This window comes from Clostridium culturomicium (genome assembly GCF_000821305.1).
Taxonomy (GTDB): domain Bacteria; phylum Bacillota; class Clostridia; order Clostridiales; family Clostridiaceae; genus Clostridium_J; species Clostridium_J culturomicium.
The window spans coordinates 379,317-403,258 of the sequence record NZ_CCXK01000016.1 but is presented as its reverse complement, the minus strand read 5'-3'; the positions used below and the strand labels follow the sequence as shown (position 1 = coordinate 403,258).

The following is a 23,942-nucleotide window of genomic DNA, read 5'->3' as shown; positions in this document are numbered from 1 at the left end:
ATAGTGGAAAGTTTGTAGTATAATTGGGAGTGGACTAAAATATCACCGATGGGGGGAAAACAAATGAAGGCAGCAAATGAGATTATTGCCCTATGTTTTATGATGGCAATAGGTGTATATGCCAGAAAGAAAAATTTCATTGACGATAGAGTGGAAAAGGGTCTTAATAGTCTTTTAGTTAATATTACATTACCTTTATCTATAATTAATAGTTTTTATATGACTTATGATAAAAGTATTGTAGATAACTGTAAAAAATTAATTTTTTATTCTTTTATAATACATGTATTGGCATTTGTTATTAGTAAATTAGTATTTTGCAAGACAGAGAAGAAGCGTAGGTCTGTACTTGTATTTATGACAACCTTTAGTAACTGTGCTTTTATGGGGTTTCCTGTTTTAGGAAGTATTTATGGAGAAATAGGAATTTTCTATGCATCAATATATAATATATTTTTCTATATTTTCGTATGGACATTCGGCTATGGGTTGTTTAGTACAGGCCTAACAATTAAGGAATCATTTAAAAATATAGTGAAAAATGCTGCACTATGGGCTGTGGCAATTGGTGGAGTTATATTTATGACTCAAGTAACAATTCCAGATTTCTTGCTTTTAGGAGTAAGAAATGTGGCCGCAATAACAACACCACTTTCAATGATAATAATTGGTTCTATGCTATGTAGCAGTAGTATTAAAGAGGTTTTATCAGATTGGAGCTTATATCTTGTATCATTTATTAGGTTAATATTAGTTCCGATAATAGTATTTTTACCAATGAAATATCTTGGCATAGATCCAATGCTTATAGCTGTACCAACATTAATTATGGCTATGCCGGGAGCGGCAATATGTCCAGTTATGGCAATTGATAATAATGGTGATGGTAAATATGCATCTCAATGTGTATTTATTACTACAGTTTTATCTATTGTAACAATACCGTTGTTTGTAGCATTAGTTGGGTAAAATTAGGCTTGGACGTATACATGTTGAAAAATTGAACAAAATAATGATATAGTAAATTATATTAGTTTAATCAAAGAACAAGATGGAGGAACGTATGAGAATATTATATAAGAACCCAAAAGAATTGGGGTCATGCTTAAGAGATATGGTAGATGTTTATAGAGATGATTTAATGTCCTATGAAGATTTATCAGAAAGAATTAAGAAAATAATAAGTGCTAATGAAGAAAGAGTATTTAAAAAAGGTGGTAGCATAGAAGTTAAAATTGCTAACATCTTAGGAGAAGAAAGAGTAGAAATTATTAAGGACATAGTTAATAATTAATATAAAAATATTTCTAATAGCTTATGGATAAAATCCATAGGCTATTTTTTTATATTAAATAAAAAATATAAAAAAATATTAACTATTTGGTAATTTTTGCCAAATGGTTTCGTATATTGATTAAGCATGTTTTGGACATCAAGTTATAACTAGTTCTTAAACATTATTTTTATAAGAGGGGGATAAATTATGTCAAGAAAAAAATGGGAAAGGGTTCAAATGTGGAAACGTTTGATAAGTGGTACAATTTCGCTATCGTTATTCTTATCATTCTTTCCAATAAGTGCCGTAAATGCTTATGATATCCGTACTGACAGAAGCGCAAATGCACTAAAGGAATGGGTAGAAAAGTATAATAAGGAGCTTCAAGATTCATCGGCAGGGGTAAGTCCAATTAAGGATGGAGTTGATGTTTCAACAGAAGAATATCAGTCAATAATAATTGAGTTTAAATCATTACCAAGGATAACAGCCAATGTTCTAAAGGAGGAAAGCTCCAAGTACTCATTAGGAGATGAGATTGAAACAGAACATAAGGAGTTCAGCAAATTTTTAGCAGGAAAGGCTAAAGAAAAATCATCAGAAACTTATGAAATAGAACATTCTTATTACGATACCTTTAATGGTGTAGCCATGAAGGTTAGGGGAACGGATATATCAATGCTCCTTGAAAGTGGAGTTGTAAAATCCATTTGGAAGGATGAAGAGGTAAGAGTAGATCCGGAGATTAAAAGTGCAAAAAGCATAGAAGAAATATCATCTAGAATGGTATCGAGTACACCATTAATTGGGGTGGACAAGCTTCGAAAGGAAGGTATAACTGGAAAGGGGATTAAGGTTGGAGTTCTTGATACAGGAATTGATTATAATCACCCAGATTTAAAGGAGAATTATAGACCTGGTGGATATGACTATGTTAATAATGATGAAGACCCAATGGAAACAACTTATGATGATTGGAGCAAAAGTGGTGAACCAGAAAAGGATGATTGGGGAAATAACTATTATACATCTCACGGTACCCACGTTTCAGGGACTATTGGAGCTAATGGAAAAAATAGTGAAAGTGAATTCGCAGTCACAGGTATAGCACCTGATGTGGAGCTATACGCATATAAGGTTCTGGGACCTTATGGAGTTGGGTCATCTGCAGATATTATTGCTGCAATTGAACAATCAGTTAAAGATGGCATGGACGTAATAAACTTATCTTTAGGAATTACAACACCAAGTCCTCTATATCCAAGTTCCATTGCATGTAACAATGCTGCTATTGCTGGGGTTGTTCCAGTAGTTGCCAATGGCAATTCAGGTCCGGGAGCAAGCACCTTAGGGTCTCCAGGAACTTCACCACTATCAATTTCAGTTGGTGCAAGTACAACTAACATTTCCATAGATAAGTTTAAACTTGAACTTCCTGATGGTAATGCTATTGATGGTGAGCTTATTGCAAGACCATTTGACAGCATAGATAGTGTAGTAGGAAATGAATATGAAATCATTTATGGTGGTTTTGGTTTTGACTATGAACTTAGTGAATTAGATGTGAAGGGAAAAGTTCTATTTGTAGACCGTGGATATTTGTCCTTTGCAGAGAAATTTATTAATGCTAAGAATGCAGGTGCAGTTGCTTTAATATTAGCCAATAATGTTCCTGGAGAAATAGGATTATTCTTTGGTGAGGGAACTGATAGAGTTCTTGGAATTGGAATAAGTCAAGAAAATGGTAAAGTTCTTAAGGAAGCACTTGGTATAGCTACTACAGATTCAAAGGAAGAGAATCTTGAAGTACCACAAGTAGAAGATAAGCAAGATAGTGTAGAAGATATTGAAACTACAGAGGGACAACAAGAGGTAGAGGAAAAAGCAGAAACTAAAACAGAGGATCAATCAACAGTAGAAGTAGAAGAACAAAAGGTTAAAGAAGAGAAGGCTGGAGCCATTGTAGAGAATACTATGGAGGCTACAGCAGTAAAAAGTATTAAAATTGAGTTTAATGGTAAGACATCTACAAATGGGGACGAGTTAGCGGACTTTAGTTCAAGGGGACCATCTTCTGATGAAACTATAAAGCCTGATATCACAGCACCAGGAGTAGGAATATTCTCTACTTATCCAGAATATATTAATAGCCCGGAAGACGGCATTGATTACAGTATTGCATATTCACGTATTGATGGGACTTCCATGGCATCACCTCATGTTGCTGGTGTAGCAGCTTTAATGCTTCAAAACAATAAGGACCTTACTCCAGAACAGATTAAGGTTGCAATAATGAATACTGCAGAGAAGCTAACTAAGGATTATGGAGTAAATGAAATTGGAGCAGGGAGAATAAATGCATATGAGGCAGTTAATAGAGATATTGCTATAAAGGTTTTAGATAAGTGTGAATCTCTTGATGAGGATTATAAGAAAATTGAGTTACCTTATATAACAGGTTCCTTATCCTTTGATAGAATTGCTAAGGGTGAAGAAGCTGTAAGTAAATCATTAGCAATTCAGATGATAAATTCAGGAGAAAAAAATAAAACCTTTGATGTTGATGTTCAATTCCTAGGAGAAAGCACTAATTCACAGGATGCTGTAAAAAATGGAGTTGCTTTGGAAATTCCAAATAAAGTAACTTTAGAAGCTGGAGAAACTGTTGATATTAAGTCAGAAATTACAGTACCAGGTAACTCAGCAGTTGGAAGATATGAAGGGTTTGTAGTATTTACCAACACAGAAGACCCAGCAGAGGATTACAGAGTACCTTTTGCAGTTAAGTATTTAACTCCAGGAGTTGAGTCAGTAGTTTTATCTAGACCAGCTATGAGTAATGACCTTGAAATGATGCACTTTGCAAAAATACCAGGACTTTCTGCAATGATAAGTGTTTCCTCTCCAATCAGTACTGTAGAGGTCTATGTAAGGGATTATGAAACTAAAGAGCTTGTTGGATTATCATCAGTCATTGATATATCTTATCTTCCACCAGGATATAGTGATAATATTGTAGCTTTAGACAGCAGAGCGGGATATTTCCCTATAGACAAGGATGGCAATATGGATATGGTAAGAAGCTCTTTGAAAGATGGCAAGTACATTTTAGAGTTTGTTTGTAATGATGCAGAAAAGGATGCTAAGTACACTTCTAGCTACAATGTATTAGTAGATAATGAGGATGTTAAAATTAAATTAGATAAAGAGCCAGGCGTATATGAAGTATCTGAAAATATGTATACAGAGGAAGAATATTCAGGGGAAACTTTTAAGGCTTATTGGCTACATGGAAATGTTACAGATAACAGTATTGAAGTTTTAAATGAAATGGGTTATAAGGTTGATACCACAAGTATACAAATTGCAGGATTTGTAAATGGTATGCCTTACTATGGTATTTCTGTTGATAACCAAGGAAACTTTAAAATAGGTATACAGGAAGAGGATCTAGAAAATGGTATTTTTGAAGTTTCACCAATGCCAATAGATATAGCTACTTCACAAAACCTATATATGCCCCCAAGATATTTTTTCATTAAGGAGGGAACACCTTATCACAGTGTAACTTTAGATAAGGATGAAATGTCTCTTGGAGAAAATATAAATGCAACTATATCAGTGAATAATGTAATTGGAAGCAGTTTTAAAACTACATTGAACTTCTTTAAAGCCTTTGAAGTCATGGATGTAAGAGTAAATGCTCAGCTTCAAGAATTCTTAGATAAGAATGGATATGAAGTTAAAATTGATAAGAGAATCTTTGGTTATTCAACTAGAGAACTTGGATTAAATATTGAGTTAGTTGATAAGGATGGAAATCCAGTAAATATACCAGAGGATATGGCTTTAGTGGATGTAGAGTTAAAACTTGCATATGATGCAGAAACAGAGTTTTATAAAGAATATATCCAATGTCAAGGCATGGAAGTTAAAGATGCAGAAGGCAATCCAGTAGATATTTCTTACAATGGAACCTATGAAGGAGTTAAAATAAAACCCAAAACTTCAACACTTAAGACTTTCCAATTGGCAGAAGGTTTCTATGAAGTAAGTCTAATGGATTTATACAATCCAAAATTTGATAAGTATATATGGATTGAAGACTCAAAGGGAAATAAATATGATTTAACCTATGACGAGGGTACAGGTGAATATGATAACTATAACCTTCCAATAACAGATGAAGAAATGATGTTAGTAACAGCAATGCCAGGACATTTTAAAAAGACTGCTAAGTTTATACCATCTAGGATGATTGATGGTGAATTAATAGGTAAGGTTTATTACCTATTAGGTGCAGAGTTCTATAAAAATATTTTTGGTGGAGATGCTACAGAGGATGGAGTTATAGATATCCATGATGCTTTAGAGGTTGAAAAGTACTATGGTCAAAAGGTTGATTACTCAAAAGTACCAGTAGACTTTAACTTTGATGGTGTGGTTGATGTTTATGACATGGATTATATAGTGTATAATTTTGAACAATATAATGAACAAGCTCTAGACAGAAAAGATCCCGAGTTAAGTTATGATGGAAGAACTTTAGAGGATATTCTTGAAGCAGTAGGTTATCATGAAGAAGTACGTCTTGAAGAAATGACTATAGATAAAACTTCTATATTCTTAAACGTTGGTGAAACAGATAAAATAACTGCAACTATAACACCAGAGAATGTTACAGGAGTAAGTCTAATATGGAAATCATCAAATGAGAAGGTTGTAACCGTTGATTCAGAAGGAAATGTTACAGCAGTTGCCCCAGGTTCTACAAGGGTAACTGTTAAAACTAGTGATAATAGACTTGCTTTAAGCTGTTATATTTCTGTTGGCATTGATGGAAAAGTTCCAGAAATTGAAGATGTTATTATAGAAGAGCCAGTAAGAGAGGTTTATGTTGGGGATGAATTTGAACTTAACTTTAAGGTTGAGCCATATGAAAGTTTAGTAGACTCAGCAGAATATATATCTTCTGCAAACAGCATTGTATCGGTTGATGAAAATGGAAAAGCTGTAGCTAATAAGGTTGGAAAGGCCTTTGTATCTGTAAACATTGATGGTACATCTATAGTTAAAACTTGGGAAATAAATGTTGTAGAGAAGGAAGAGAAAATAATTCCATTAGAATCAATAAAGCTTAGCAAAAATAAGCTTAACTTAAATAAAAGTGAAGAAGCACAATTAGAGGTTACATTTAAGCCTGAAGACGCTACAAATAAAAATGTTAAATGGTCATCATCAGACGAGAGGGTAGCAACAGTTATTGATGGAAAAGTTGTAGCAATTGGTAAAGGTGAAGCTGTAATCGCCGTAATTAGTGAAGAAGGTGAATTTACTGACACTTGTAAAGTAACCGTTAAAGAAAAGGAAATAGAAAAACCAGAGAAACCAAGTAAGCCTAATAAGCCAAATCTTCCTCAAACAGGAGCAATGATAGGTTCAACTTTTGTATTAGTAGCTGGATTAGCTACTGTTGGAGCGGGACTATTTATTAAAAGAAGGAAGAGAAGTTAAGGCTTAAGGAAATGTATAACAAAATAAAATTTAACAACTGAATATTATTTTATAAATATATGTGTGAAAGGGTGCTGTCGAAACAATTATCGTTAGCACCCTATTTACATTGAATGCTATTTACTATAAAGTGGTATTATATATAACGAAGGAAAAGGGGAGAAAATTATGGGAAAATTAGATTTCATATACAAAAGACAAAGCATCAGAAAGTATAAGAATATAAGGGTTCCAAGAGAAGATATAATGGAACTGATAAAGGCTGCAACCTATGCTCCATCACCAAAGCATCAACAAAACTGGCATTTTGTTGTAATAGAAAATCGTGATTTGATAAATGAGATGGCTGATATAGTTTCTAGGAGTCATGATAGGTTAGCAGAAATGGCAAAGAATGAAAGTGATAGAGAATTATATTTGAAGTTAAAGAAATATTATATTTTATTTAAGGATGCGCCAGCATTAATCATTGTTTATGGAAAGCCATATGATATGATTGAATATAAGATTTTAAAAGAAGGTGGTGCTGATGAAGAAACTTTAAAAGATATATTAGCACCACAATCAGATGCTCAAGCAATTGGAGCAGCAGTAGAAAATTTTCTTTTAGGAGCAGCTGCCATGGGATATGGAACCTGCTATATGACAGGTCCAACACATGCTAAAAGGGAAATTGAGGAGTTGGTTGGTTTTAATAAAGGGGGTTATAGCTTAATGGCAATGATAACTCTAGGTATACCAGATGATAAGGTACCACAGCAGCCGGCACGCAAGCCTTTGGAGGAAGTTGTGACCATTATAGAATAATAAAATAGGTGATAAATAAGAGAAATCTAACAGATGTGTTATTTTTGTTAGGTTTCTTTTTTATTCGAAAAATCATGGATACTTAGAAGAAAATAAATCTTCAAGTCCTATTTAAAAGTATTGCTTTGTGTGCTAAATTTGTACATATATGTATAATTTAATCTAAGGAATGGTGAATATTTATTTATAATGAGGAAGGGATGAATTATGGATATTCAAACTGACATTAGAAAAAATGTTATTAAAAAGAGAAAGCTAAGTGAAGTACAGATTCTAGCAATTGGATTCATTATTGTAATTTTAGTTGGTGGAATGATTTTAAGTCTACCGATATCATCTGCTAGTGGTGAACCAACAAGCTTTTTAGACGCTGTGTTTACAGCTACATCGGCAACTTGTGTTACTGGTTTGGTGGTAGTGGACACTGGAACTCATTGGAATATGTTTGGACAAACTGTAATAATGATTTTAATTGAAATAGGTGGACTTGGATTTATGTCCTTTGCAGCTTTTATTACTGTACTTATGGGGAGAAAAATCACATTGAAAAGCAGATTACTTATGCAGGAGGCAATGAACACCTTTGGAATACAAGGAATTGTAAAAATGATGCTAAAGATAATGCATTTTGCTTTTGTCATTCAGCTAGTGGGTGTATTGATTTTGAGTACTCAATTTATACCGGAGTATGGCTTAGGAAAGGGATTATTTTATAGTCTTTTTCATAGTATATCAACCTTTTGTAATGCTGGCTTTGATATTTTTGGTAATTTTTCTAGTTATACAATATATTATAACAATCCAGTTATTTTATTGACAGTTTCTAGCTTGATTGCTATTGGAGGTCTTGGTTTCACAGTCCTTGTTGAACTGTATAATTTTAGGAGAGATAAAAAGCTATCACTGCATAGTAAAGTAGTTTTATATATTACTGGTATTTTGATTCTAGGAGGCGCTTTGTGCTTTTTTATCATGGAATATAACAATTCAGAGACAATGAAAGCAATGAGTCTAGGGGATAAGATAGTAAACTCTATTGTTGCATCTATAAGTCCAAGAACAGCAGGGATTAATAGTATTTCAACTACAGCTATGACTACTTCAGGAAAATTTCTAACTGTTATTCTAATGTTTATTGGAGGATCACCAGGATCTACAGCAGGTGGTATAAAAACTTCAACATTAGGAATTGTACTTGGTGGAATTATTTGTGTAATAAAGGGACGAGAGGACGTTGAGTTATTTCAAAAGAGAATTCCAAAGGACTTGGTGTATAGAGCTGTAGCAATTATTGGGATAGCAATGTGTTTAGTTTGTGTTGTAACTATGTTTTTAACCGTTACAGAACCAGGCCATGATTTCTTGGCATTACTTTATGAAACAACATCAGCTTTTGGAACGGTAGGATTGTCTTTAGGGGTTACACCAACCCTTAGCGGTGCTGGAAAAATTATAATTATGACCTTGATGTATTTAGGAAGAGTTGGTCCATTAACTGTAGTATTGGCACTTTTAAATAGAAAAACTGCAGGAAATATTAAGTACGCTGAAGGAAAGGTTTTAATAGGATAATACATTTATTAAAATAATAAAGGAATATTATGAACACTACAAGAATATTATTTTAGTAATAAGTAAGGCATAGGGGTTAGAAAAATTTCTATAATCAATATAGTTACACTGAACAAGATTGAGTTGTTGACATTGTTAAATATTTAATCTAAAATGAATATATAATATAATATAATATAATATAATATTTTATGGTTGCAAACGCAATAACAGGGAATGAGGTGAGAATCCTCAACAGCCCCCGCTACTGTAATGGCTACGAAACTCTCAATAGAGTCACTGAGATTAACTTGGGAAGACTGGGAGGAGTAGGTTTGAAGCATAAGTCAGGAGACCTACCATAGAATAAAACAGAAATTTCGGTGGGAAATAGAAGTGATATATGTGATGTATATTTAATTGTGAAACTATAGGTTGAGGGTTTTAAGCTTATAAGGTTCATGGTTTTTATTATATCGTTTATTATTGTTACTCAAAGGTTCTATGGAAATAGAACCTTTTTTATTTGCTCGGATATGTAAAATTGTAGAAATTGTAAATTTATGTGGTAAATATGGAAGTGGAAAGTAGACTGCTAAGCTAATTTTAAAACTCTATCTAAAAGTTCTTCAACGAGCTTACTAATTGTTTCTGAATTATGAATACTAATAATTTTAGATATCTATTAATCGTTTTCATGTAATTTATATCCTTTAACGGCAATAAGGTAAAAATCTACAATAGTTATTGGAAGTTATGAGATATCATTATTTTATTCGAGTATAAAATTACTAAAGCGTTTTTACGTATGTATAGTAAATGGGTTTTGTTAATAAATATATTTAATGATAAATATCACTAAATATACTTTTATTATATTTTAAAATTATAATTGGAAGGGGATTAAGAAATGGGAAAAAGGAATGCAATGAAGAGTAGATTTTTATCTATCATGCTTGTATTTACTATGGTATTTTCACTGTTCGGTCAAATGGTGTCGGCAGAAGCTGTGACAGAAATGGTAACAGGGGGAGTATCAATTTCAACTACTTTAACAGATGGGGTTATATTAAAGGGAAGTAAAAAAACTTTTGATGTAATAGCTCGGGATGCCGATGGCAAGAAAATACCTTCAGAGGTAACACTTAATGGTGAACCTGTTAAGTATAACTGGGATGACCAAGTGAAAACAAGTTATACCCTTACCTTTACACAAGAAGGTGAAAATAGCATTGTTGTGTCTGCTGGAGGAATATCACAGACATATAAGATTATTTATGAAAAAGCAGCACCGGGGGATATAATTGGATATTCTACTTGGTCCATTGAAGCTCTAACTATTGGAAGAGGATTTATTGAGATTCCAATGCAGGTTCCAATTTATGAAGGCGAAAATACAGCGGTAATGCTAGATCGTCTTTTAACGGAACATGGATACTCTTACAGCCGTACAGGTGAATTAGAAGGTGGTTTTTATTTAGCAATTTTAGGAGATGGTGGAGCAAAGAGTTCCTACAATGACAGTTCATTCAAATATGGTTGTCAAGATCCTGAAATAGGAGCAAAAATAAATACACCATTTAATCCAACAGATCAAGTTCCGCAGGCTTTAATATCGGTTTTAGACAAAGAGGGTGTTTCCTTAGAGGACGCTATGTATGTTGATGATAATAGTAAGCCTTTTGGATTAGGTGAGTTTGATTATACTTGGATGTCTGGATGGATGTATGCTATTAACTCTGTTTTCCCGAATGTTGGGTTTTCAGATTCCTATTTATCTGATGGAGATGTAGTACGTGTGCAATTTACTCTTTATGGCTATGGTGCCGATATTGGTGGTGGCTATTCAATGGGTGGAGATAACAGTGATTTTTATCCTATTGCAAATAAAGACAAGTTGATGACAGAAATTGCACGTGTTAATTCAGCAGAAGATAAAGAAGTAATATTGAGTAATGATGACATTAAGCAAGCTTATGAGAAGGCTATAGCTGTTGCAGAAAAACTAGATGCAAATCAAGAAGAAGTGGATAATGCTTATACCGAATTATCTAACATTTTAAATGCTATACCAGAGGAGCCTAAATATCCATTCTTTAAACTTACTACAGCAGATGATTCAACACAATTAAGAGATATTAAAGAAAGTCAAATTACAATAGATCCATGGGAAGATGGATCTGATATAACAATACCTATGTACATGGTTACAGTACCGGAGGGAACAGAGTTTGTAAATATTTATTATTCGTCAGATTCTGATATTTCAGATAAATGTGCTTGGTATGATCAGGCAACCAATAAATATCCTTTCCAAGAAGATGGAGAATATACACTTAATAAAATGCCTGACGGGTCATATAAGCTTTCAATAAAGGTGGACAAGACTGGAGATGGAAATCCAGATACCTTTATCATGGAAGATAATAGTTATAATTTTGTCAATGCAGTTTCATTTAATTATGAAAGTAGTCCAGAAGTAGTTTTTGTTGATGGTGTTTCAATTAATGAAAGCAATGTGGAAATAAAAAATAGTAAGCAGCTTCAATTAGAAGCTAAAATATCTCCAGAGAATGCTACAAATAAGAACGTAAGATGGAAATCTTCAGATATTAATATTGCATCAGTTGATAGCAATGGTCTTATAACAGCTAAAGAAATTGGTAGTGCAACTATTACTGCTACAACAATAGATGGTGGTTATATGGCAGAGTGTATTGTCAATATAATTCCAAATGATAGTGATACAGTTGAGGTTAGCATAAATACAACCCCGGAAGATGCCATTGTATTTATGACTGATAGCAGTTCTAATCGTATTTTACCATTAGAAAATGGAAAGTATTCTCTGAAAAAAGGGGATACTTACAGTTATCTTATTACTAAGAATGGATATGTGAGTAAAGTTGGAGATTTCATAGCTGGTGAAGAGATAATTAATGTTGAATTAGAAAAGGCAATTGATAATGAAGCTATAAAGCCAGATATGCCATCGTACTGGCCATCTTTCCGTGGAAACTCAAATAATAACGCAGTTGTTAATGCACCTACTTCAAAAACAGCTGATGAAACTACATTATATTGGGCAACAAAAGTTGGAGATGGTTGGGGTTCAAATGCAATTGGTTCACCAATCATTGTAGATGATTACTTAGTTTTCTGTTCAGGGACATCAGTCTATAAGATGAACCGCTTTACAGGTGAAGTGATGGAGCAGAAAGGTGAAATGGTTGCGAAATCTAATTTTAATATAATTCCTCCAACTTATGCAGAGGGGATGATTTTTGTAGGACTTGCCAATGGTACTATTCAAGCATTTAATGCGGATACTTTAGAATCACTTTGGGTTTATAAAGATCCATTAAAAGGACAGCCTAATAGTCCAATTATATACAATGATGGTTATGTATATACAGGTTTTTGGCGTAGTGAAGTATCAAATACTAACTATGTATGTGTTTCTATCACAGATGAGAAGATAGATGATACAGTAGAAGAAAAATTAGCTACTTGGAGATATACACAAAAAGGTGGATTTTATTGGTCTGGAGCTTATGTATGTGATGAATTTTTACTTGTAGGTACCGACGATGGGGTAAGTGGATATTTATCAGATACTTCTAATTTACTATCTTTGAATCCGAAAACAGGAGAGTTGCTTGGTAAGATTGAAAATTTAAATGGTGATATTAGATCATCTGTTTCTTATGATGAAGTAACAGACCGTTATTACTTTGCTAGTAAGGGTGGAAGTTTCTATAGTGTGGCAGTAAATGAGGATGGAACCTTTAAAAAGGATGACTTAGGTGTTCAAGGATACGATTTGAAAGAAATATTACTTAATAATGGTGCAAATGAGCCTGAATTACCTCCAATGAGTACTTCTACTCCGGTTGTATACAATGGGCGTGCATATATAGGGGTTGCTGGAACATCTCAGTTTGGACAGTATAGCGGACATAATATCACTGTACTTGATCTAACTACATGGGAGATTGCATATACAGTGCCAACTAAAGGATATCCACAGACTAGTGGACTTTTATCTACTGCATATGAAGATGAAGAAGGGTATGTTTATGTTTACTTTATAGACAATTATACTCCAGGACAAGTACGTGTTATAAAAGATAAACCAGGAGTGACTTCAGTTGTAGATGGTGTAACTGAAAAATATATAAATAATGGTAAAGTTGAAATATTAAATGGTTGTGCACCTGTTTTATTTACACCTTCAGGAAAGCAAGCACAGTATGCAATTTGCAGTCCAATTGTAGATGAGGAAGGAACTTTATACTTCAAGAATGATTCTGCAAATATGATGGCTTTGGGAAGCAAAATAAAAAATATTGTTGTTACAAATGAGCCCAATAAAAATACTTTTGTAGAAGGGGAAACATTTGATCCAGCAGGAATGAAAGTTACAGCTTATCTTACTAATGGAGTAGAACGTGATATTACATCTTATGTGTCATTTTCAAAAGATCCTTTAACTACGGCAGATACAGAAATTACAATTTACTACAATTATGTTATGTATGGGGATAAGTTTGATGCTGAAAATGGAAATGAAACAAATGTAACTGTAACACCTCTTGAAACTTATATTGATCTAAGAATATTATCTGCTAGTGATAAAGGTACTATTACTTATGTAGAAGAACAGATTGATGCAATAGGAGATGTGACATTAGATAGTGGTAATTCCATTAATTTAGCAAGAAGTGCCTATGATGCACTAGAAGATTCCTTAAAAGAATATGTTGCTAACTATAATTTATTGACTGAAGCTGAAGCAGAATATAAGACTATCAATGAAGTAGCATCTAAAATTAAAGAGATTGGACAGTTTTCTTATGATAAGAAGGATGTTATTAAATCAGCAAGGGAAGCATATGAGGCTTTAACTGATGAACAAAAGGAGAAAATTATCAATTATCAAGTGCTTGTAGAAGCGGAAAATACAATGACTAGTTTAATTGATGAAATTAATGCTGTACAACAGTTGATTGAAGACCTAGGAAAAGTAACTCTTAAAAGCGAAGATGCAATTGTGAAGGCACGTGCTGCATATGATTTACTTCCAAAAGAATCAAAAGTAGGTGTAGAAAATTATAATACATTAGTTGATGCAGAGAAGACTTTAAGTGAATTAAAGAAAGAAGAAGAGAATACCATAAATACAGTAGTATCTAAAATCGACGCGATTGGACAAGTTTCCTATTCAAAGAAGGATGTCATTAAATCAGCAAGAGAAGCATATGATGCTTTAACTGATGAGCAAAAGGTTAAAATTGGTAATTACCAAGTGCTTGTAGAGGCAGAAAACACAATGACTAGTTTGATTGAGGAAATTAATGCTGTAAAACAGCTGATTGAAAATATAGGAACAGTAACTCTTGACAGCGAAGCTAAAATCGCCGAGGCACGTGCTGCATATGATGCACTTCCAGAAGAATCAAAAGCAGGTTTGGAAAACTATAATATACTAGTTGCTGCTGAAAATTCTTTAGAGGAATTGAAGAAACCAGAGATTCCAGAGGAAGAAGTTCCAGAAGATAAACCTTCAACTGAAGGTGGACAAGGGAATGTACCTTTAACAGGGGATTATAGCAATTTAATTTACTTCATAATTACTTTTATTTTGTCAGGTGGATGTATAGTGGTGTTGATGAGTAGATCAAAACGCAAAATGTTTAAGAAGAATTAAGAAGTAATATAGCAGGGGCTGTTTATATTTATAATAGCCCTTGCTGTGTTATATATATAAGGTAAAATTAATGAAAATAAGGTGGAATTAATGAGAAAAATTGATAAGAAGTTGAGTAGATTTTTAAATGTTTTAATTATACCTATAGTTCTTATTACATGTATGATTTTGTCTGGATATCAAAAAACAGCTATTCCAGAAAATCCTTTAACAAGTGAGGCTAATCCATCAAAAGTGTTGCCGGATAATGGAAATACAATAGGGATTGATGACAATTATCTTGCTAACTTGATGGATGCAGATATTAATAAAGCAAAGGGAGCAGATGAAGAAAGTGATGATGCTAGTGAGGAATCTAATAATGAAAAGGAAGAACAACAACAAAATTCAAGTGAGAATATAGAAGATAGTAAAAGAGAAGAAAATAAATCACCTAATAAGGAAGAGAATAACTCTGGAAGTAGTGACATTTCAGATAATGTAGGAGATAGTGACAAGTTAAATCCCAATAATCCTGGAGATACTCAACGTCCTTCTGAAGATACAACAGAGATTGTATATTTTACAACAACAATTAAAGATGGAGAATTAATTTATAGTAGAGAATACTCCTTCACTATTACTCATAAACAGAAGGAGCTTAGAATTGAAAATGAGACTGTGTATATTAATAATGTGATATATCCACAGTTTAAAGGTGATGTTTTACTAGAGGATGGAAAAAATACAATTCGAATTGCTGTCACATACGTAAGGGAGGATGGAAAAAAGATTTCTGTGTATCAGGATTATGTTGTGTATGTTGATTTGGGGAGTATTACCATTGAAACAGATTTAAAAAATCAAACGGTTGAAACAAGCACTATAAATTTTACTGCCACAGCAACTTTAAAAGATAAGACTATCCCTATTGATGTAAAGTGTAATGGTGTAGATATGGAAAGTTCTTCCGGGAATTATACAGTAGATTTAATTGAAGGTTCAAATACTATTGAATTATCTGCAAAAAGTGGGGATAAGAGTATAACACAAACTTATTCCATTCAGTGCAATCTACCTAAGGAATTTTCTATTAAGACTGATCTAGAAGATGATCAGATTGTTAATACGGATAGTTTGTCTTTTACAGCTAGTATGGTTAATGGATCAAGTAAATCAAGGCTGACTGTGGTTTGTAATGGAAAAACCATGCTTCCTGTATCAGAAGATGAATATACGGTTCCCTTGAAGATTGGCACCAATGTTATTAGATTAAAAGCTACTGATATTATAGACGGCGAAAAGGTTACTTTAGATCAATCTTATAAAATTAAATATGTACCAATTGCAAATGAAGAAACAAAGCCAGTAATTAAGCATATAAATGTTACAGACAACATGGAGGTAACAGGAAATAAATTTACCTTGGATGTACTTCCGGAGGATTATAAGGGAAATAGAATCTACAGCGAAGGCATTACTGTACGTTTGAATGGTGTGGTATATCAAAATAATTGGCAGTCAGAGTATACTAGTTATCTTCTTTTTTTTGAGGGTGGAATTAATGCATTAGACGTTAGAATTACAGACTCTGAAGGGAGATATACAGATTACAGTTATAAGATTAATTGCACAACGATAGAAGATGGAGAAAAAATTGGTGAAATTACTCTCAGCATAGATGCAAATGTATTAGGATTAGGTTATATTGTTGCTCCAGTTCAAGTTGACGTGCTTCAAGGAGAGACGGCATCTTATAGTATTAGTCGCTTTCTGGAGGAGAATGGATTTACTTATGATAATACAGGTTCTCTTGATGTAGGCTTTTATCTAGCAAGGCTGGCAAGACCAGGTATTGGAGTTGGCGTAGCTATACCTGAGGATTTAAAGCAGGCTATTGATGAAGATGGACTAGAGTGGAAAGATCAGCGATATGATGATAGTATTGGTGAATTTGACTATTGTCAAGGCTCAGGATGGATGTATTCTGTAAATGGAGCATTCCCTAATTACGGATTATCTGATGCGGTATTTAAAGATGGAGATGTAGTACGTATAAGATTTACATTAGCATATGGCAGAGATATTGGAGGAGCTACTGCTACTGGTGGTTCAGGTGGAAATTACAGTAAGGTGTGGTGAAGAAGAAAGTTATGAAGCAACTGATAAGGAGAATAATAGTATTTACTTTAGCAGGATTAATTATTTTGTTTAGCACCCAAAGTTTTGCTTATGCAGAACATGAAGATTATACTTTATCAAATTTGGAAGAAACAATGGTAGACATTATAAATTGGAAAAAATCTGAAAGTGGTATTAAAGGTCAAAGTTTATTTAGTGAGAAAATATTGACGGATGCAGGAAAGAGTTCTATGGATTGGTTTGCTGTAGGCTTAGGGAGAATGGGATATACTGACGATTATATTTCTTATTTAGGAATGTTAAAAAATACTGTTAGACAGAAATATTTAACTGTGGATAAATTAGATGCACAAAAAGCTACTGAGTGGCACCGAATATCTTTAGCAATACTGTCCCTTGGTGGAGACCCTACAAATATAGAGAATGGTACAAAGGAGAATATTATCGATCTGATTGCAGATGGAACATATAATCGAGGTTATACGGAAGCTTTAGGTTCACAGGGGATAAATGGGTACATTTGGGGATTAATTACATTAGATTCTCTTAGATATTCTGTGCCAGAAAATTCATCAGATACTAGGGATAGCATTATTGAAAAAATATTAGAAAATCAACGTTCTGATGGGGCATTTTCTCTTAATGGTGAAGATGCAGATATAGATATAACAGCAATGGCATTAACTGCATTATCACCCTACTATAATAGCGAACAAAGTTACTCTATAAATGGTGAGGAGATGATAGTTCGACATTGTGTTGATAAAGCTGTAAATTATCTTTCAGTTAATCAAAATAGTGATGGCGGTTATACATCTTGGGGAATGGGTAACTGTGAAAGTACAGCACAAGTAATAGTTGCTTTATGTAGCTTAGGGATTGATCCTGTAAATGACATACGTTTTATTAAGGATGGCAACAATGTTCTTGATGGTTTGATGCAATATAAAATAGCGGATGGTGGATTTACCCATAGCTATAAGGCTGATGAGGACAATCCCTTTGCAGATCCGGGAAAATCTAATTCCATGGCAAGTGAACAGGCACTCTATTCTTTAGTTGCCTTATATAGATTTCAGACTGATTTACGATCACTTTTTGATTTTAGACCTGAGATGAGTAATATAGCAAAAACACAAATTCAGAATTTGGAAGATAGCATTGATAACCTTGTAGAGGATAGTGCAGTTGTAGAAAAATTATTTAAAGAATATCTTTTAATTCCAATCACTGAACGTTGTTATGTTAAAAATTATTCAAAGTTAGCAGATGCAATGGAGAATCTTGGAATTGAGAATACAAGTGAATATCTGTCTGCAAATATGAATGAAAACATATCGATGAATGGCACAGTAATTGATATTATAGGCGTGGATGCCATTACCACTAACTTTATTTTTAATGAAAGTGATTTGGAAACATATAAGGGGTTACCAAAGGAAATGGGGACGGAATATTATGCTATGGTTATTCGTCTTCTTGAGAAGTTAAAGTACTCCCAAAATATAGATAAATATGAGGATATTCTTACTGATTTGGAAAGTAAAAAAATTGATATTGAAGAGATTCAACAAGAAATCGAAAATATTAATGCAACTATAGTGGAGTCGCTTTATCCATTTGAAAACATTAGTTATAAAGATAAAGACACAATCGATAGTCTCATAAGCAGAATAGATGGGTTAAATGAGTATGATAGAAAGAAAGTGCTTGGATACGAAGATGTTATCCGTGCTAATACGCAAATCAAAACACAAATAAGAACTATAATGATTACTATATTGATTATTACAGTAGTAATTATATTAAGTATAGTTTTAGTAGTGCGGTATAAAAAGAAAAGACGTATGAAATTGGAAGAGAATTTAATTGATAATGATGAATGGTAAGGTGGAAATTATGATGAATAAAACTAATCAAATAATGGATGAATTAAGAAAAGTTATAGTTGGAAAGGATGATATTTTAATTAAAGTTTATATGGCTATAATCTCAAAAGGTCATGTTCTACTTGAGGATGTTCCTGGAGTTGGGAAGACAACACTAGCTTTAGCTTTTTCAAAGGTATTAGGGCTGGACTATAAAAGAATTCAATTTACATCTGATAGTGTACCTTCTGATATTATTGGATTTTCTTTATATGATAAATCGATGAATGATTTTAAATATCAAGAAGGAGCAGCCATGACAAATTTTCTATTAGCGGATGAGATTAATCGTACCTCAAGTAAAACACAAGCAGCTTTGCTTGAGGTTATGGAAGAAAGACAGATTACTGTAGATGGCATTACCCATCCAGTACCTTCACCATTTGTGGTTATTGCAACACAAAACCCAGTGGGATCTGCAGGAACTCAAATGTTACCTGCATCCCAACTTGATAGATTTATGATAAAACTAAAAATGGGATATCCTGATTTTAAGAGTCAGGTAAATATATTAAAGCATAGGCATAGTACAAATCCTATTGACTATATAAATCCAGTGATTACTCGTGATGAACTTATAGAAATTCAACAAGCAGTAGCTATGGTCAATGTAGAAGATCCAATTTATGAGTATATAACACGTATGGTTGAGATGACAAGAAGTCATAATTCTGTTGAATTGGGGGTTAGTCCTAGAGGTTCATTAAGCATCTGTAATATGACAAAGGCTCATGCATATATTCAGGGGCGTGACTATGTAATTCCAGAAGATGTTCAAGCTGTATTTTCGGATGTTAGTAAACATCGTTTAATAATGAAACAGAAAGCAAGAATCGCAGGAGTAGATTCATTGACCGTGGTTAATGAGATTTTATCCAATATAGAAAGACCTGCTATTGGAACAGGGATAGGAAATAAATCATGTTAAAATCAAGGATTTATTATCTCCTTTGGATTACGTTCATATTGATAGCAAATATATTAATTAATAATTTAGCTACCATTTTAGTTCTTGTTATTTCTGTAGTAATACCTGTGATAGGTATACTAATTTATATTTTTACATCACCACCAATTTTTATTTTGGTGGATTTCCCTGAAAATACTGATAAGAACAGAACTGCTTATGGAAATATTAAGGTGATTAACAAAGGATATCTCCCATATGCACGTATTTCATTTACGCTGCATTGTGAAAATTTATTAACAGGTGAGGTTATTGATTTTCCAATAAAAACGTCGGTGCCTTCTTTGGGAAAAGTTGATATAGCAGTTAAAATTAAAGATGACTTTTGTGGGAAAATCATATTTACAGCATCAAAAATGAAAGTATATGATGTCTTTTTACTTGTTTATAAATTAAGAGATTCTAATATAAGTGGAAGTATGCTTGTTTTACCGGATTGTCTTTCAAGTGAAGTAATAGTTAACAATACAAACCAGATTGCTTTAGATGCTACAGATTATTCAGCTGAGAAGGCAGGATATGACATGAGTGAAGCCTTTGGATACCGTGAGTATATTCCAGGGGACAGTCCTAGAAGTATACACTGGAAACTAACTCAAAAGCTAGATAGTTTAATTGTTAGGGAAGGTGGTAAGCCAATTTCTAGGTCTGTACTTATTCTTTTAAACACAGGAATTAATAGAGGTGAGCACTTACCAACATATAAAGCTAGAGATACATTGATGGAAACAACTATAGCTTTAAGCAAATCACTTCTAGAAAATAATATGGAACACAAAATAGCTTGGCAGGATCAGATTAATAAGGAGTTTACAATATTTGAAATTAATCGAGAGGATGATTTATCGAATATTATTACAAAATTATTAGCTGTATCTATTCAGATTGATGAAAGTTCTTGTATAGAGCATTATGTGAAAAATTGTGGGTTTAATAGTTTTCATCACTTAGTTTGTATTTCTACAGAGTTGCCTAGCAGGGAGTTAATACAGTATGAAAAAATAACAGTATTATTAGTTGAGGATGGAAGAAATCAAGAATCATATGAAGAGGATGAAGCGATGATTATACCAATTTCATCTGATAATATTGAAACTGATTTACTTAATATTATGATCTAAGGAGGGCATATCATGAAAAATATAGAAAAAAACACACTGAAATTTATAACTATTGAAAAAGATTTGCCCGAAAGCTTTTCATTAAAGCAGTTATCATTGGAGTGGATTTTATCTTTGATAGGAATTATAAGCTTTGTCAGCTTGTTAAGTTTATCTTTTTCGATTAATAATATCCAATATGGAATACTCATGGGAGCTATCTTATCTATAGGAATTCAATTTTTATATTACTCAGATAAGAAGGTTAATGGTATAGGATATAGTATTTTAGCGTTCATACTTATTGTGATGATTTTTCAGTATAGAAAAATATTTGGAGGTTTTTTTATTACTGCTAATGAAGTGATTGAGACCATTGGAATGAACTATGGAATAATTATGATGAAATTTTCCATACCAATTTCTGAGATAGATTATGCTTTAGCACAACAGCTATTTATTGCTTTAATAACATTTGTTTTCGCGATTCCAATTAGCTTTTCTGTAAGGTATAAGTATAGTGTGATTCCGGTTATTTATTCTTTTATTATATTAGTTGTATTAGGTATGTTAAATGGTGAACCATCATTGATTTTTCTTGTGTTTTGGTGTGTTTATTTTACTGGAGTAGTCTTTGGAGCAATTACTAAAGATAGAGGAATTACGGGAGTATTTACTTGTGCAACTATAGCTATATGCACTTTATTTTTAATGGGTTGTTATTTTTCAGGATTTACAGATAAATATCAGGGAATGGATATATTTTCAATGATGAAATCAACTGTAGTGAGTAAAATTGATTCAGTAAGATTTAGGGGCAGTAGTGTTTTACCAGAAGGAGATTTCCAAAATTTAAAAGGATTTCAACCAACAGAGAAGGAACAGTTAGAAGTTGTAATGAGCAGCCCAGATTCTTTATACTTAAGGGGATTTGTTGGAAGTAGTTATACTGGCACAGGATGGAATAGCATTTTAAATTCAGAGTTATATAAAAACTCAGAGCTTTTTTATTGGCTTCATGAGGAAGATTTTTATGGACAAACACAAATTTCTAATTTAGCTCAAGCGGTAGACAGTTCTATTACAGAGGAGTTATACAATAATATAGCTGTTAGAAATTTAGGGGCAAGTAGTAAGTATATGTATACTCCATATGAACTTATTGGACAGGAAGAGACTTTACTGAAAAAGAATAGGATTGGAGATGAAAACATACTTACACAGAAGTTATTTGGTGATGAGTATTACAAATATTCTTCACTTTCTAATCAGGTAAAGCAGTATACAGCTTTAGCAGAGAAGCTATATAATCAATCAGATTCAGCTACAGAAGAAGTAAAGAAGTATATTAATAATGAAAGTCATTATAATGAGTTTGTATACGACACTTATTTGGAAATACCAGATAATACAAGAAACTTATTGAAAAACAAATTAAAAGAATATGGAATAGATGAATACAACTTAGATGAAAATACTCATTTAAGTTATAATATTGCAAAACAAAATATATTAGCATATTTAACAGATGCCATAGTTTACAACACAGATGTACAATTTAAAGCTAGTGGAAGAGATTTTCTACAGGATTTTTTAGAAATAAGATGTGAAGGATATTCAGTTCATTATGCTACTGCAGCCACATTATTATTTCGTTATTATGGAATTCCAGCTAGATATGTAGAGGGATTTCTTGTTACACCTAGTGATATAGAAGGAGTACTTTCAAACTCTCCGATTTTAATTGATGAAACACATGCTCATGCTTGGGTAGAATTCTATCAAGATGGTGTTGGATGGATACCATTTGAAGCTACACCACCTTATCTAAATATTATGGAGAAGGATGAGGAGTTAGCGGGTATACCTAGCGCTGGTCAAAGTCAAGGTAGTATGGAACAAAAAATAGACGAGAGTGAAGGCGATAGTAATGAAGGAATCAATGAAATGAATCAACTTCCATATTTTAGTTTTATTAAATGGATTGTAAGGTTCATATTAGGAATAATGATTCTATTGTTATTGAGTTTAATTGTTACTGTAGCTACAAGGAGATCTAAGTTGAAAAAGAGGCTTAAAACTTTTGAGGATAATAATATTTCATACAGTATAATACAAATATTTAGCTATATAGTAGATATAATCATGGTCACAGGGGTAATAAATCACGAAAATGAATTATATGGAGATAATACGAATTTAACACAGTGGCTTATGGAGGATACAGAGGATTTTCAAAAAGCTTTGAAGATATATGAAGAGGCAAAATATAGTAGCCATGATATGAGTGATTTAGATAGAACTTTTTTAATTGAAATTAAAGGGAAAGTCATAAAAAAAATTCAAGAAGGAAATGGTTTTGTGAAGAATTTGAAATATCGTTTATTTGATTGTATTTATTAGGATAGGAAGATGTGTGATGAAAAAAGATTTGCTAGGAATATTTGCACTTATACTTTTGATATCCGTACTGGTAATGGGTACTGATATTAAATCAGTTGAAGAGTATTATATGACTAATATTGATAATATTACAGAAGATTCGGAAACAGTAACTATTAGTATACGTTGTGACACTGTGATGGATAATTATGAGAAATTATCAGAAAGCTTGAAGAGGGATGAATTTATTCCGCAGGATGGAATAATTCTTGAACCTACAGAATATGTGCTTCGGCCTGGCGACACCGTTTTTGATATTTTAGATCGTACAGTTCGTTATAATCGAATTCAGATGGAGTATCAAGGAGCAGATGAAAATAATTTTGGTAGTGTATATATTCAAGGAATTAATTACTTATATGAATTTTCTTGTGGTCCTCTATCAGGCTGGATGTATAAGGTAAATGGTGAATTTCCTAATCGAGGCTGCTCTAAATATGAATTAAATGATGGTGACGTCATTGAGTGGGTATATACCTGTAATTTAGGAATGGATGTTCGATGTGATTGGAACAAATAAAAGTAA

12 protein-coding genes and 1 riboswitch are annotated in these 23,942 nt (G+C 32.8%); all 12 genes read left to right on the top strand.

Annotated features, from left to right (window positions below):
• Positions 1 to 63: 63 nt before the first annotated feature.
• The 12 genes from BN1075_RS11205 to BN1075_RS11150 all read left to right on the top strand — a co-directional run bounded on the left by BN1075_RS11205 (position 64) and on the right by BN1075_RS11150 (position 23,936).
• Positions 64 to 969 carry an AEC family transporter gene (locus tag BN1075_RS11205; protein ID WP_052406513.1) on the top strand — a complete coding sequence of 302 codons (906 nt, stop codon included), beginning with the start codon at positions 64 to 66 and terminating at the stop codon, positions 967 to 969.
• Positions 970 to 1,063: 94 nt separating this feature from the next.
• Complete coding sequence (locus tag BN1075_RS11200; RefSeq protein ID WP_040193229.1) at positions 1,064 to 1,294, top strand: TIGR04540 family protein; 231 nt, start codon at positions 1,064 to 1,066, stop codon at positions 1,292 to 1,294.
• Positions 1,295 to 1,483: 189 nt separating this feature from the next.
• Entirely contained in the window at positions 1,484 to 6,790 is a 5,307-nt protein-coding gene (locus BN1075_RS11195) for a S8 family serine peptidase (RefSeq protein WP_040193228.1), read from the top strand.
• Positions 6,791 to 6,958: 168 nt separating this feature from the next.
• Entirely contained in the window at positions 6,959 to 7,597 is a 639-nt protein-coding gene (locus BN1075_RS11190; protein WP_040193227.1) for a nitroreductase family protein, read from the top strand.
• Between the two features lie 207 nt (positions 7,598 to 7,804).
• Positions 7,805 to 9,169, top strand: coding sequence for a TrkH family potassium uptake protein (locus tag BN1075_RS11185; protein WP_404988688.1), 1,365 nt, complete (start codon positions 7,805 to 7,807; stop codon positions 9,167 to 9,169).
• 175 nt (positions 9,170 to 9,344) lie between these two features.
• A riboswitch (cobalamin riboswitch) is annotated at positions 9,345 to 9,526 on the top strand.
• Between the two features lie 532 nt (positions 9,527 to 10,058).
• The gene (locus BN1075_RS11180) at positions 10,059 to 14,858 is read left to right on the top strand and encodes an Ig-like domain-containing protein (protein WP_040193226.1); all 4,800 of its coding nucleotides are present in this window, start codon (positions 10,059 to 10,061) and stop codon (positions 14,856 to 14,858) included.
• Positions 14,859 to 14,948: 90 nt separating this feature from the next.
• The gene (locus BN1075_RS22145; protein WP_040193225.1) at positions 14,949 to 16,979 is read left to right on the top strand and encodes a DUF4430 domain-containing protein; all 2,031 of its coding nucleotides are present in this window, start codon (positions 14,949 to 14,951) and stop codon (positions 16,977 to 16,979) included.
• 11 nt (positions 16,980 to 16,990) lie between these two features.
• A complete protein-coding gene (locus BN1075_RS11170; RefSeq protein WP_148315495.1) occupies positions 16,991 to 18,868 on the top strand; it encodes a prenyltransferase/squalene oxidase repeat-containing protein in 1,878 nt (625 codons plus the stop codon).
• A 10-nt stretch (positions 18,869 to 18,878) separates the two neighbouring features.
• Positions 18,879 to 19,835: an AAA family ATPase gene (locus BN1075_RS11165; protein ID WP_040193541.1), complete on the top strand. Its 957-nt coding sequence runs from the start codon at positions 18,879 to 18,881 to the stop codon at positions 19,833 to 19,835.
• Positions 19,836 to 19,873: 38 nt separating this feature from the next.
• Positions 19,874 to 20,995: a DUF58 domain-containing protein gene (locus BN1075_RS11160; RefSeq protein ID WP_197072303.1), complete on the top strand. Its 1,122-nt coding sequence runs from the start codon at positions 19,874 to 19,876 to the stop codon at positions 20,993 to 20,995.
• Between the two features lie 12 nt (positions 20,996 to 21,007).
• Entirely contained in the window at positions 21,008 to 23,377 is a 2,370-nt protein-coding gene (locus tag BN1075_RS11155; protein ID WP_040193222.1) for a transglutaminase domain-containing protein, read from the top strand.
• Between the two features lie 16 nt (positions 23,378 to 23,393).
• Complete coding sequence (locus BN1075_RS11150; RefSeq protein ID WP_040193221.1) at positions 23,394 to 23,936, top strand: DUF4430 domain-containing protein; 543 nt, start codon at positions 23,394 to 23,396, stop codon at positions 23,934 to 23,936.
• The last annotated feature ends 6 nt before the right edge of the window (positions 23,937 to 23,942 follow it).